Raw genomic sequence first — 13,581 nt, forward strand, 5'->3', positions numbered from 1 at the left:
CTATTATTTTGTGCAAACTACTTGTTCCGTAAACCTAAGGTCAATCTTTTTGTATTTGTATAACGAACTATCTAAAACTGCTTTTTGAAAAAAGGCTTTATAGTTTCTGAATTTTTTATCAACATTCATCGTTCTGCCAAAATCGATGAAGTAATTGTAATTTCTATTAAACATTTTTAAGCTACCATTAGGCATAATTTGTATTGCAATGATGTTTTTTTTCAAAAACGCATCGTCATAAATTGTGCGAAATAGGGTAGCTAAATCTTCGTTATTTTTTTCATTAATTGCCCCGGAAACAAGCGGAACATGCGCTGTAAAATTGTCCGACAAAGGCATTTTATTTCCCTCATAGTCAATATAAAAAGACCTCTCACCATCGTAAATACGGGCAATCGGGGTCTTCTGTTTTACTACCGCTTTCAGAACGCCATCGATACTCACAAAAACATCTGACTTCTCAATCATGTCTTGCGCATCAAGGTTTTTCTCTATCTTATTCAAATCTACTTCATCTTTTCGGATACTGGAAGCATCTTTTTTATTTTCTATCAACAATTTATTAACCGCCTCAGGCCTTATAAACAGTGTGTTTTCTCCTACAAAAACAACAGTAGATTTCTTTAAATTTCTATTCTCATTTCGATGCTGCGCGAACGAATACAAAAAAAGTACCAGTCCTAAAATGAGAATTAACCGAATATCTATCCAATTAAATCGTTTCATTTAGCATTTTTTTGATTGATGGAACCATTTCACCAATATCACCAGCTCCTATTGTTACAATTATTGGCGCATCACTGGATTTGATTAACGCTAATAGTTCCTCTTTTGCAACAATTCTTTTGTTCGAATTCGTCATTTTACCCAACAACCATTCTGACGTAACTCCCTCCATAGGAAGCTCTCTGGCCGGGTAAATATCCATCAAAAACACTTCATCAAAAGCCGATAAACTTTCAGCAAATCCATCAGCAAAATCTTTAGTTCTACTGAATAAATGAGGCTGAAAAACGGCCAAAACTTTACGACCGGGATACAACTCCCTAACGGCCTGATGCACTGCATTTATCTCAGTTGGATGATGTGCATAATCGTCTATATAAACCAATTGATCGGTTTTGATCTGATACGAAAAACGTCTTCTTATTCCGTTGAATGAGCCAATGGCTTTTGCAATGGAGTCGGTCGGGGTGCCAAACGTTTTAGCCATTGCAATAGCCATCAATCCATTCATTAAATTGTGTTTTCCGGGCAATCCGAAACGTAAATCCTTCATTGTTTCTGTTGGCGTCTGCACATCAAAAACATAACTTGCATTTTCTATACGAATATTAAACGCCTTGTATACAGCCTCTTCATTTATAGCACATTGAACTCCGTCAAGAGGCAATTCTTTGGTTATAAACAAATTATTCTTATTCTCTACCTTATCCGCAAATTCTACAAAAGAAGCCTCAATAGCTTCACTTGTCCCGTAAATATCCAGATGATCCGCATCCATAGAGGTTACGCAGGCAATATCCGGGTGCAAATGCAGAAACGATCTGTCAAATTCATCTGCTTCAACTACAGTTACCGTTTTTCCGTTTCCAATTAAATTAGAGTTGTAGTTTTCTACAATCCCTCCCACAAAAGCTGTAACATCAGCACCACTTTCGTATAAAATATGTCCTAAGATACTAGACGTTGTTGTTTTACCGTGCGTTCCAGCAACAGCAAAACAAAAAGTATCTTTGGTAATAATTCCTAAAACTTCAGCACGTTTTTTAATCACATACTGTCTTTCTGAAAAATAATTCCATTCTGCATGTGATTTAGGCACAGCCGGTGTAAAAATCACCAAAGTATTCTCTACATAATAATCACTTGGAATCAAATTAATATTATCTTCAAAATGAATGTCAATACCACTTTCAATCAACTCATTTGTTAGTATTGACGGGGTTTTATCGTAACCTGAAACCTGTTTCCCGATGTATTTAAAATAGCGGGCCAGAGCACTCATTCCGATGCCTCCAATACCAATAAAATAAACGTTTTGTATTTGATTTAAATTCATTTTCTTATACTATAACTGTTCCTACTACCTGATTAACTTAATAATCTCCGCTACGATTGCCTGTGTTGCTTTTGGCATTGCCAATCGTTTTATATTTACACTCAATTGTTTTTGTTTTCCTTCGTCTTTTAGTAAAGCTTCAAAAACAATACTAAACTGACTGTCTAATTCTGATTCTTTTAATAAAATAGCGCCTTTTGCATCTACAATCGCCTGAGCATTTTTGGTCTGGTGATCCTCGGCTACATTGGGTGACGGAATAAAAATTACCGGTTTCCCAACAATACACAATTCCGAAACGGATGATGCTCCTGCTCTTGAAATAATCACATCGGCTGCCGCGTACACAAAATCCATTCTTTCAATAAAATCAACCACTTTTACACGGGGCTGATTGTACTTTTTATAATCCTCAAAATATAACTTTCCACATTGCCAGATCACCTGAACATCTTGCGAAAGCATACTTACTAATTCTTTCTCAATTAACTGATTGACTCTTCTCGCCCCCAGACTTCCACCCAAAACCAACAACGTCTTTTTGTTCGGATCTAAACCATAGAAAGCGATTGCTTCGTCTCTCTTACTTTGAATATCAATTAAATCCTGACGAACCGGATTACCGGTCAGAACAATTTTTTCTTTAGGAAAAAAGCGCTCTAAATTTTCATAGGCCACACAAATTGCATTCGCTTTTTTACTCAGTAATTTATTAGTTATTCCGGGAAATGAATTCTGCTCCTGAATAACCGTCGGGATTCCCGCTGAACCCGCCGCCTGTAATAAAGGCCCACTGGCAAAACCGCCAGTTCCGATTACCACATTTGGTTTGAACTTTTTTATAATCTTTCTTGACTCTAACAAACTTGTTGCCAATTTTAAAGGAAACAACATATTTTGCAAAGTCAGCTTTCGTTGCAATCCGGCAATCCAAAGCCCTTTTATTTCGTAACCCGCCTGAGGTACTTTTTGCATTTCCATTTTGTCTTTAGCACCAACAAAAAGAAATTCAGCATCAGGAAATTGTAACTTTAACTCATTTGCAATCGCAATTGCAGGATAAATATGTCCTCCAGTCCCACCACCACTTAGTATGAATTTATACTTTGTCATATTTTTTTAAAAGTTACAACGCTTTAAAAACTATTCTATTTTACTTACTTATCTGTTTAATACGGCATTCATCGGATTCTTAGAATTATCTTCTATTGAATACATTGGTTCTCCACCGTACATTTCTTCACTTTCATCCGCAACTGCATTTTCTTCAGCCAATTGTTTGTCTATTAGTCTCTGCAAGGCTTCTTTTCTTCTTTCTTTTTCCTCCTGAACCTCGGCAACTTCTTCTTCTTTCTTCGTCACACTGATAATAATTCCAAGAGAAAAACAAGTCATCCAAATCGAACTACCTCCACTACTAATCAACGGTAATGTTTGTCCTGTTACTGGTAATAATTCAACGGCAACCGCCATATTGATCATCGCCTGAAAGATCATCGGAAAACCAAGCCCGACGACGACTAATTTTCCAAATAAGGTAGTCGCTTTATGAGAGGCGATAACAAATCGGAACAACAGCAACAAATACAAAATCACTATCGAAACGCCACCCACCAAACCATATTCTTCTACTACAATAGCATAAATAAAATCTGAAGAAGACTGCGGTAAAAAGTTTTTCTGAACACTTTTACCAGGGCCTAGACCTCCAAATCTTCCGGATGCAATTGCAATTTTTGCTTTCTCAATCTGATAATCATCTTCATCAGGTTTATCTGTCGTAAAGTTTTCGATACGACTTCCCCATGTTCCTACCCTGCTAAAGAATCTTGATTCCGGAAAGGCTTTTGCTATCAAAAGGAAAAACAATAACATCGCAATCCCCGAGCCTATAATAAATGCAATATATTTAATTGGATACTTCCCAATAAAAGTCAACATAATTACCATTGAAAAAATCAAGGCCGTTGTTGAAAAGTTGGCCGGTAAAATTAATGCCAGCGTAATAAAGACCGGAATCCATAATTGTATAAATGAAACCTGAAAAGGTTCGCTTTCGTCTCTCGTTTTAGACAAATAACGTGCCACATAGATAAACAATACAATAGATGCTAATGTTGATGTCTGAAATGTAATTCCGATAAACGGCACCTGAATCCATCGACTTGCATTCGCTCCTGCAATAACTGTTCCTTTCAACAAAGTATAAAGCAACAAAATCCAGACTACCGGCAGCGCTATCTTAGAAATGGCTCTAAAATAATGATACGGTACTCTGTGAACCCAATAGATAATCAAAAATCCGATACAAATGTGCGCCAAATGTTTAACCAAATACCCCAAAGTATTTCCGGTTCCATGACCTATATACGCCAGATTACTACTCGCACTAAAAACAGGCATAAACGAAAACAACGCCAATAAAGCCACGAATGACCATATTACCCTATCTCCTTTTAATTTGTTAACCAGCTCTTTCATAATCAATATTTTACTTTTAACGTTTTTTTTGTTTCAAGTTTCACGTTACAAAACCTGAAACCTGGAACTTGAAACTGATAACTTTTACAAGTTATGTACTGCTTGCTTAAACTGCCTTCCTCTGTCTTCGTAGCTTTCGAATAAATCGAAACTTGCACAGGCCGGAGATAATAAAACAGCATCTCCTTTTTCAGTCAAACGTTGTGCTGTTTTTACAGCATCGTTCATGGTGTTTACTTCAACCATGATGTCTACAACATTTCCGAAAGCTTCTATAATTTTTCTGTTGTCAATTCCCAAACAGATAATAGCTTTTACTTTCTCACGAACCAATGACATCAATTCGTTATAATCATTTCCTTTATCTACTCCACCAACAATCCAAACTGTTGGAACAGTCATACTGTCTAAAGCAAAAAAAGTAGCATTTACATTAGTTGCTTTTGAATCGTTGATATATTGAACGTTCTGAATTTTTAATACTTTTTCTAAACGGTGTTCAACACCCTGAAAATTAGATAAACTTTCGCGAATCGTTGCATTTCTTATTTGCATCAATTTCGCTACAGAGCTTGCTGCCATTGCGTTTTTCATATTATGTTTTCCTTCTAACGCAATGTGTTCTGTTTCCATTGTAAACTCTTCTTGGTTAATCTTTATCTCCATTTTGTTGTTATTTATAGAAGCTCCTTCGTCCACTTTTTTAGTCAATGAAAAAGGAATTAATTTTGCTTTTGTTGTATTGTTCTTTAACCATTCTGTTATTGCCTCATCGTCTGCATCGTAAATAAGGTAATCGCTTTCGGTTTGATTCATTGTTATTCGAAACTTCGAATTGATATAATTCTCATACTTGTATTCGTAACGATCTAAATGATCAGGACTAATATTTGTAATTATGGCTATATCGGGCCTGTAATCTATAATTCCGTCCAACTGAAAACTACTTAACTCAAGCACGTAAGCATCAAACTTATTCTCGGCTACCTGCCAGGCAAAACTTTTTCCGATGTTACCGCCTAAACCAACATTTAAACCAGCTGACTTAAGCAGATGATGTGTTAACATTGTTGTGGTGGTCTTCCCGTTACTTCCCGTAATCCCTATCGTTAAGGCTTCCGTAAAAGGTTTTGCAAATTCAATTTCCGAAATCACTTTAACTCCTGCTTCAACAAGCTTTTTTACGATCGGCGATTTCTCCGGAATTCCCGGACTTTTCATAACCACATCGGCATTCAAAATCAGGTCTTCTGTATGTTTCTCCTCTTCCCAGGCAATTCCATTAATGACAAGAACTTCTTTATAACTTTCTTTTATCTTTCCAAAATCAGATACAAAAACCTCGTATCCTTTTTTCTTACCCAGAATAGCAGTGCCGACACCACTTTCTCCTCCTCCTAATACTACCAGTCTCATCTATCTTAATTTTAAAGTAACGATTGATAATATGGCCAACATAATCGCAACAATCCAGAATCGGGTCACAATTTTACTCTCGTGATATCCTTTTTTCTGATAATGATGATGCAAAGGCGACATCAGAAAAATTCTTCGTCCTTCGCCGAAACGTTTTTTCGTATATTTAAAATAAGTTACCTGTAGAATTACCGAAGCACTTTCTGCAAGGAAGATTCCGCAGAATAAAACAATCAATATTTCTTTACGAACAGCAATTGCCAAAACAGCAATGATTCCACCAATCGTTAAACTCCCTGTATCTCCCATAAACACAGATGCGGGAAAAGAATTGTACCACAGAAATCCAATTAACGCCCCCACAAAAGCAGAAATGAAAACCGTCATTTCTCCCGAATTAGGGATATACATAATATTGAGGTAATTGGAGAAAATAATATTACCCGAAACAAACGTAAATATTCCGAGCGCGAGCACGGATATTGCCGAGGTTCCTGCTGCGAGTCCGTCGATACCGTCGGTTAGATTGGCACCGTTTGAAACTGCGGTGATAATAAAAATTACAACCGGAATAAAAATAAGCCAAGCCCATTTTTCATATCCGTCACCCATAAAAGACAATACTTCAGCATAGTCAAACTCATTGTTTTTAACAAAAGGAATTGTTGTCGCTGTTGATTTCTCTTCAACCGGACTTGGTAAAACTACCGTCGAACTCACATTCTTGTAGATATCAGTTCTTCCGGTATCGGTTCGCACAGTTACTGCAGGATTAAAATACAAAACCGCTCCTACAATAATACCTAAACCAACCTGTCCGATCACTTTAAAAATTCCCTTTAGCCCTTGTTTGTCTTTTTTGAATATTTTAATATAATCATCGACAAAACCAATTGTACCCATCCAAAGTGTCGTTACAATAAGCAATACGATGTAAATATTATGCAAACGTGCAAACAACAAAACCGGAACAAGTGTTGCAAAAATGATAATCAGTCCCCCCATTGTCGGAGTTCCCGCTTTTTCATTCTGACCTGCAAGACCTAACTCACGAACAGTTTCACCTACTTGCTGATTACGTAAAAAATTAATAATTCTTTTTCCGTAAATCGTGGACAAAAGCAATGAAAGCATCAATGCCAAAGCCGATCTAAAAGTGATGTACTGGAAGACTCCCGTTCCCGGTATGTCTAACGTTTTGTCTAAATATTCAAATAAATAGTACAGCATATGTTTTTGTTTTATTTTCTAATTTTCAAATCCTTCTTTGGTAACATGGTATTTGGATTTTAAAAATTCGTTGTTATTTATTTAATTGAACCAGAATTTCTTTTACAGTCTCCATATCATCAAAATGATGGCGTACACCATTTATCTCCTGATAGGTCTCATGCCCTTTTCCTGCAATCAGAATAATATCGTTTGGCTGTGCCAATTGACAAGCGGTTTTAATGGCTTGTTTACGATCTGTAATTCTTAATATTTTTTTATAATTATGACCTTCAACCCCTTTTTCCATCTCATCCAAAATCACTTCCGGATCTTCATTTCTTGGGTTATCTGACGTTAAAATTGCTTTATCACTAAGATCCGCAGCAATTTTAGCCATAATAGGTCTCTTTGTTTTATCTCTGTTTCCGCCGCAACCCACAACTGTAATCAGCTGTTCGTTTTTAGTACGGATATCGTCAATGGTTTTTAAAACATTTTCTAAGGCATCCGGCGTATGTGCATAATCTACCACTGCCGTAATATTCGTCTCAGAAACAATATACTGAAAACGCCCCGAAACACTTTCTAAATCAGACAGTAAGCGTAACGCTTCAAGACTATCCATTCCCAATTCTATCGCAGTTCCGTAAATCGCTAAAACATTATAGGCATTAAAAGTTCCGATTAGTTTTACCCAAACTTCATTGTCGTTTACTTTTAACAGCAAACCGGACAATTGACTTTCTAAAATCTGTGCTTTAAAATCAGCATACGATTTTAAGGCATAGGTCAACTTTCTCGCCACTGTATTCTGTAACATTACAGATCCGTTTTTATCATCTATATTAGATAAAGCAAAAGCTGTTTTAGGCAACGAATCAAAAAATGATTTTTTTACGTCTCTGTATTCAGCAAAAGTCGGATGGTAATCTAAATGATCGTGTGACAAATTGGTAAAGATTCCTCCAACAAAATGCAACGCCTCTGTACGCTTTTGGTGAATTCCGTGTGAACTAACCTCCATAAAACAATGTGTCACACCAGCTTCTGCCATTTCATTCAAATAATGATTAATGGTAATAGAATCCGGAGTGGTATGCGTTGCTTTATACTCTGTTTTGTCAACCATGATTTTTACAGTTGACAATAAACCAACTTTAAAACCGGCTTTTTCAAACAATTGAAACAATAACGAAGCAATCGTGGTTTTTCCGTTAGTACCGGTTACTCCGACTAATTTTAACTTTGCAGAAGGATCTCCAAAATAATTAGCTGCCATAAAAGCCAGTGCCGTATTTGTGTCGGGCACTTTTATATACGTAATTCCTTTATGAGGATGCTCCGGCAATTCGTCACAAATAATCGCAACAGCACCTAATTCAATAGCTTTTTCAATAAAATCATGCCCGTTAGACAATGATCCGCGAATCGCCACAAAAACATCGTTTTGTTCAATTTTCCTTGAATCAAACTCGATTTTATGTATATCAATTTCTGTCGAACCTGTTACAGATTCGATAGCCACTTTATATAATATGTCTTTCAGTATTTTCACGATAATTCTAATACTATTGTTTCGTTTCTACTAATATTCTTTCCAGCCTGTAAAGACTGTTTTTTTACTTTTCCTACACCATTTACTTTTACTTTCAAACCTAAGTTTTCCAACAAAGCAATGGCATCCATGCCCGGCATTCCTTTTAAATCGGGAATTTGTTTTATTTTCTTCTCCGCTTTTGCGTAATACTCATTATAACTGTTATCCTGTTTTGGAATTCCGGAATCCAGTTTTTTGATTTTATTTGTTGAAGGCGCGTCTGTAAATATTTTTTGGGCAATTCGTGTAAAAACCGGCCCCGCAACATCTGCTCCGTAATAATTATTTCTTGATGTATTGGGTTTATGCACTACCACAATACAGGAATACTTAGGATGATCTGCCGGAAAATAACCCACAAATGAAGAAGCATAATACATTCCTTCTCTTCCTGCATTACCATAATTTACCATCGCAGTTCCTGTTTTTCCTGCCATCGAAAAATCTTTGGAGTACAACTTAGAACCTGTTCCTCTTTTAACCACATTCTGCAAAACTGCTTTTACTTTTTTTAGCGTTCCCTCAGAACATACTTTTGGATTGATTACTTCTGTATCAAATGTTTTTATCGTTTTATTCCATTCTTTAATTTCAGAAACAAATTGTGGTTTTACCATCACACCATTATTGGCAACGGAATTATAAAAAGTCAAAGTCTGCATTGGTGTAACTGAAACGCTATAACCAAAAGCCATCCATGGAAGTGTAACTCCTGACCAACTTTTATCTCCCGGATGTGGGATAATTGGTCTTCCTTCTCCTTTAAAATGTAATCCTAAAGTTTTATCCAATCCCCAACCTCTAATATGATTCACAAATTTTGACGGATTGCTTTTGTAATTTTCATAAACCGCCTGAACCATAACCGTATTTGAAGAAAGTTCGAATCCACGGGCCAGAGACACTTTCCCATAACCTCCTCTGTGTGAGTCACGAACGCTACGCCCGTAATATTTTATTACTCCTCCATGGCTGTCATAAACGGTACTGGTATCTGCTACTTTATCTTCTAAAATGGCCATTAAATCTACCAGTTTAAAAGTAGAACCAGGTTCATGAGATTCAGCTACCGCATAATTAATTGTTTCATTATAAGTACCATCTTCTTGTCTTCCTAAATTTGAAATCGCCTTAATATGACCGGTTTTGGTTTCCATAACCACCACACAACCATGATCTGCTTCATAATCTTCCAGCTGTTTCAATAAAGCATGGTGCGCGATATCCTGAATAAAAACGTCTATTGTTGAAATCACATCATAACCGTCAATTGGATCCACTTCGTTGATATCACGAATTGGTTTCCATTGTCCTTTTGCAATTTTTTGTTTTAAAATTTTACCGTCTTTTCCGTTCAGGTAACTCTTAAAAGCCCACTCGATTCCTTTACCAACCTCTATTCCTGTTGCCGGATCAATTCGGTCGTAACCAATTGTTCTTTCCGCGATTTTTCCGATTGGGTGTTTTCGTACGGTTTCCTGTTCAACAATAATTCCACCTTTAAAGGCTCCCAAATTAAACAACGGAAATCCTTTTATCTTTACGTACTCTGTATAACTCAAATTACGTGCAACCAAATAATACCTGTTTTTATTGGATCTGGCTTTTCTTAATTCTTTTTCAAAATAGCTGCCCGGCTTCCCTAAAATAGTTGCCAAAGAATCCGACAATGCCTTTACATGCTTTTCAAAAGTTTCTGCCTTTGGTGTTTTTGCATCAAATCTGATCTCGTAATTAGGAATTGATGTTGCCAACAAACTTCCGTCTGCCGAATAAATATTTCCTTTATTCGCCGGAATTACAAAATTTCTAACCGTACGCTGCTTGGCTAACTTTCTATAATAATCGCCCTCAACCCATTGAATATTGGTTAATTTAACAACAATAGCAATCGCCATCAAAAAGATGAAAACTGCTACGAGGTAAATTCTGTAGGATATATGTTTATCGTCTACTGCCATATTCTTTTAAGGAAACTTTTTTCTTCTTCTTTTTTAACTTCTATTTTCACAGGAGGAACCGTTGATGGAAAAATTTGCTTTTCGAGCATTTTATTCGATATCGTTGACTCCATTTTCAACTTCATTAATTCGGAACGGCGATCTACAAATTCTGATCGCAATTCTTTTACATCGTTATTGAGCTTCGCAATCTCAAAAACCTTCTGTTCGTATCGTTGCGTATTCGCAATCATTATTATGGCAAGCAGTATAATAAAGACAATGAACCTCCAGTTTTTTATGGCATCATCATTTATAAGAAACCTTGCTTTTAATATGCTAAATACTCCACCTCTCATTCTACCTATATATTATATCTTTTCAGCGATTCTCAATTTCGCGCTTCTTGCTCTGTTATTCACTTTAATTTCAGCATCATCAGGAACAATCAATTTTCCGATTGTTTTAAACGGAACTGAAAAATTTCCGTAAAAATCACGTTCCGGTTCTCCTTCAAACATTCCGTTTTTGATAAACCTTTTTACCAGCCTGTCTTCCAGTGAATGATAAGAGATTACCGAAAATCTACCCCCCGGATTTAAAATTTCCAACGACTGCTCGATAAACTCTTTCAAGACATCCATTTCCTGATTTACCTCGATTCGAATCGCCTGATACATTTGAGCCAAAATTTTGTGACTCTTATGTGCCGGTAGAAATCTGCCTAAAACAAATTTCAATTGTTCTGTATTTTTAATCGGCTCCATTTCTCTTGCCTCCACAATAGTTCTGGCAATCGCAGGAGCATTTTTCAATTCTCCGTAATCATAAAAAACACGACGCAAGTCCTGTTCATCATATTCATTTACCACCCGATACGCGTTCAAATCATTTTTCTGACTCATTCTCATATCCAGTTCAGCATCAAAACGTGTTGAGAAACCTCTTTCCGGAACATCGAACTGATGTGACGAAACTCCTAAATCTGCCAAAATCCCATCCACTCCTTTAACACCATGAAAACGCAAAAACCTTTTTATAAATCTAAAGTTCTCATTAATTAAGGTAAACCTTTCGTCCGGCAATGCATTTGCAAGCGCATCTTCATCCTGATCGAAAGCAAATAATTTTCCGTTAGGCCCGAGTCTTTTCAAAATTTCTTTTGAATGACCACCACCACCAAACGTAACATCCACATAAATACCATCAGGTTTAATATTTAAACCATCAACTGTCGGATGAAGCAAAACCGGATTATGATATTCCATTGTCGTCGTCATTAATATTTCCCATTACTTCTTCGGCCAGATCTGCAAAATCCATATCTTCGCCGCTTATTGATTTTTCGTATAAATCTTTATCCCAAATCTCCACTATATTAACCGCCGATGAGAACACTACATCTTTAGAAATACTTGAAAAAGCTACCAAATCCTTTGGAACCAGCAACCTACCCAATGCGTCAATTTCTACCACTTTAACTCCGGCTGTAAATCTTCTGATGAAATCATTGTTCTTTTTTACGAAACGATTCAGTTTGTTGATTTTTTTCATCATCAAATCCCACTCTTCCATCGGATACAACTCTAAACACGGCTGAAAAACAGAGCGCTTCAAAACGAACCCGTCCTGAAGAGAAGAAGCCAATTGCTTTTTTAAAGGAGCAGGCATCATTAGCCTACCTTTTGCATCGACTTTACACTCATATGTTCCTACGATTGTGTTCAAAAAAAATACTCACTATAGTTATACAGCAAAAATATAAAAAAAAATACCACATTCTACCACTTTGTACCACTTTGTTAATAAGTTTAACCACTTTCACCCCCCGACAATTAATCGATAGACAATCAATACGTTAGATATAAAATATTTTACAGACGCTATTGTTTAACAATTACAAAAAATACATAGTCTTTATCTTAAAAAACTAATTATTCTGCAAAGATTTCAGAATTCGACTACCTCCCCAAAAACACCTCTAAAAGCTGGTTCTTAGTCACTTAATAATCCGACAAAAATTATCTAGTTAAAAAAGGCTGGCAAAAATCCATATTTATTTATTTAACCCTATATTTGTCCAAATTGAAATTGGCATTAGATTAAATGGACAAAAACTACAAAAAAGAAGGCAAGTACAGCTATTATGAAGCTGGAGAAGGAACTCCTATCGTTATTTTACATGGTTTAATGGGAGGCCTAAGTAACTTTGATGCTGTAGCGCAATATTTTCCAACAAAAGGATACAAAGTTGTTATCCCTGATTTGCCAATATACACGCAGAGTATCTTAAAAACCAACGTAAAAAGTTTTGCGAAATACGTAAAAGACTTTATTACTTTTAAAGGTTTTGAAGAAGTTATCTTGTTAGGTAATTCGCTGGGAGGGCATATCGCACTTTACCACACCAAATTATATCCTGAAAAAGTTAAAGGGCTTGTAATTACCGGAAGTTCGGGACTTTATGAAAGTGCCATGGGCGACAGTTACCCCAAAAGAGGCGACTACGAATACATCAAAAAGAAAGCTGAAGATGTATTTTACGACCCGAAAATAGCTACGCCGGAGTTAATTGATGAAGTATATGCTACCGTAAACGATCGCATCAAACTGATCAAAACGCTTACCATTGCCAAAAGCGCCATTCGTCATAATATGGCAAAAGATTTACCAAAAATGACTACGGAAACCTGTATCATCTGGGGTAAAAATGACGCTGTAACACCTCCAAATGTAGCCGAAGAATTTGACAAATTATTGCCTAATTCAAGCTTGTATTGGATAGACAAATGTGGACATGCCGCTATGATGGAACACCCTCAGGAATTTAATGTAATTCTTGAAGAATGGCTTGTAAAAAAGAATTTATAGCA

Annotated in this window: 12 protein-coding genes; 1 reads left to right on the forward strand and 11 read right to left on the reverse strand. The window is 36.4% G+C overall.

The genetic code is table 11. From position 1 onward, the window contains the following. Window positions 1-3 precede the first annotated feature (3 nt). The 11 genes from G3A47_RS03315 to G3A47_RS03365 form a co-directional block, all read right to left on the reverse strand. Window positions 4-726 carry a cell division protein FtsQ/DivIB gene (locus tag G3A47_RS03315; protein ID WP_166920391.1) on the reverse strand — a complete coding sequence of 241 codons (723 nt, stop codon included), beginning with the start codon at window positions 724-726 and terminating at the stop codon, window positions 4-6. After that, a complete protein-coding gene (gene murC / locus G3A47_RS03320; protein ID WP_166920393.1) occupies window positions 713-2,062 on the reverse strand; it encodes a UDP-N-acetylmuramate--L-alanine ligase in 1,350 nt (449 codons plus the stop codon). Before murC ends, G3A47_RS03315 begins: the two co-directional genes overlap by 14 nt. Window positions 2,063-2,086: 24 nt before the next feature. Next, window positions 2,087-3,175: an undecaprenyldiphospho-muramoylpentapeptide beta-N-acetylglucosaminyltransferase gene (murG, locus tag G3A47_RS03325; protein WP_166920395.1), complete on the reverse strand. Its 1,089-nt coding sequence runs from the start codon at window positions 3,173-3,175 to the stop codon at window positions 2,087-2,089. Between the two features lie 48 nt (window positions 3,176-3,223). Further along, the gene (locus tag G3A47_RS03330) at window positions 3,224-4,543 is read right to left on the reverse strand and encodes an FtsW/RodA/SpoVE family cell cycle protein (RefSeq protein ID WP_166920397.1); all 1,320 of its coding nucleotides are present in this window, start codon (window positions 4,541-4,543) and stop codon (window positions 3,224-3,226) included. A gap of 84 nt (window positions 4,544-4,627) precedes the next feature. Beyond that, a complete protein-coding gene (gene murD / locus G3A47_RS03335) occupies window positions 4,628-5,959 on the reverse strand; it encodes a UDP-N-acetylmuramoyl-L-alanine--D-glutamate ligase (protein ID WP_166920399.1) in 1,332 nt (443 codons plus the stop codon). Next, window positions 5,960-7,189 (reverse strand): phospho-N-acetylmuramoyl-pentapeptide-transferase, encoded by a 1,230-nt coding sequence (mraY, locus tag G3A47_RS03340; RefSeq protein WP_166920401.1) that lies wholly within the window; start codon window positions 7,187-7,189, stop codon window positions 5,960-5,962. Window positions 7,190-7,262: 73 nt separating this feature from the next. Then, entirely contained in the window at window positions 7,263-8,726 is a 1,464-nt protein-coding gene (locus G3A47_RS03345; protein WP_166920403.1) for a UDP-N-acetylmuramoyl-L-alanyl-D-glutamate--2,6-diaminopimelate ligase, read from the reverse strand. Beyond that, window positions 8,723-10,729, reverse strand: coding sequence for a penicillin-binding protein (locus G3A47_RS03350; protein WP_166920405.1), 2,007 nt, complete (start codon window positions 10,727-10,729; stop codon window positions 8,723-8,725). Before G3A47_RS03350 ends, G3A47_RS03345 begins: the two co-directional genes overlap by 4 nt. After that, window positions 10,720-11,067: an FtsL-like putative cell division protein gene (locus tag G3A47_RS03355; RefSeq protein ID WP_166920406.1), complete on the reverse strand. Its 348-nt coding sequence runs from the start codon at window positions 11,065-11,067 to the stop codon at window positions 10,720-10,722. The genes G3A47_RS03350 and G3A47_RS03355 overlap by 10 nt, the downstream gene beginning before the upstream one ends. Window positions 11,068-11,079: 12 nt before the next feature. Continuing rightward, a complete protein-coding gene (gene rsmH, locus G3A47_RS03360) occupies window positions 11,080-11,988 on the reverse strand; it encodes a 16S rRNA (cytosine(1402)-N(4))-methyltransferase RsmH (protein ID WP_208328337.1) in 909 nt (302 codons plus the stop codon). After that, window positions 11,963-12,436: a division/cell wall cluster transcriptional repressor MraZ gene (locus G3A47_RS03365; protein ID WP_166920410.1), complete on the reverse strand. Its 474-nt coding sequence runs from the start codon at window positions 12,434-12,436 to the stop codon at window positions 11,963-11,965. The genes rsmH and G3A47_RS03365 overlap by 26 nt, the downstream gene beginning before the upstream one ends. Before the next feature lie 378 nt (window positions 12,437-12,814). Between G3A47_RS03365 and G3A47_RS03370 the strand changes: the two genes are divergently transcribed. Beyond that, window positions 12,815-13,579, forward strand: a complete 765-nt coding sequence (locus tag G3A47_RS03370) for an alpha/beta fold hydrolase (protein WP_166920411.1) — start codon at window positions 12,815-12,817, stop codon at window positions 13,577-13,579. Window positions 13,580-13,581 lie beyond the last annotated feature (2 nt).

It is taken from the genome of Flavobacterium poyangense, from assembly GCF_011751075.1.
Lineage (GTDB): Bacteria > Bacteroidota > Bacteroidia > Flavobacteriales > Flavobacteriaceae > Flavobacterium > Flavobacterium poyangense.

Bases quoted from the DNA above. Each gene is read 5' to 3' on its own strand.
- G3A47_RS03315 (WP_166920391.1), bottom strand. From the start codon at position 726: ATGAAACGATTTAATTGGATAGATATTCGGTTAATTCTCATTTTAGGA.
- murC (WP_166920393.1), bottom strand. From the start codon at position 2,062: ATGAATTTAAATCAAATACAAAACGTTTATTTTATTGGTATTGGAGGC.
- murG (WP_166920395.1), bottom strand. From the start codon at position 3,175: ATGACAAAGTATAAATTCATACTAAGTGGTGGTGGGACTGGAGGACAT.
- G3A47_RS03330 (WP_166920397.1), bottom strand. From the start codon at position 4,543: ATGAAAGAGCTGGTTAACAAATTAAAAGGAGATAGGGTAATATGGTCA.
- murD (WP_166920399.1), bottom strand. From the start codon at position 5,959: ATGAGACTGGTAGTATTAGGAGGAGGAGAAAGTGGTGTCGGCACTGCT.
- mraY (WP_166920401.1), bottom strand. From the start codon at position 7,189: ATGCTGTACTATTTATTTGAATATTTAGACAAAACGTTAGACATACCG.
- G3A47_RS03350 (WP_166920405.1), bottom strand. From the start codon at position 10,729: ATGGCAGTAGACGATAAACATATATCCTACAGAATTTACCTCGTAGCA.
- G3A47_RS03355 (WP_166920406.1), bottom strand. From the start codon at position 11,067: ATGAGAGGTGGAGTATTTAGCATATTAAAAGCAAGGTTTCTTATAAAT.
- rsmH (WP_208328337.1), bottom strand. From the start codon at position 11,988: ATGACGACGACAATGGAATATCATAATCCGGTTTTGCTTCATCCGACA.
- G3A47_RS03370 (WP_166920411.1), top strand. From the start codon at position 12,815: ATGGACAAAAACTACAAAAAAGAAGGCAAGTACAGCTATTATGAAGCT.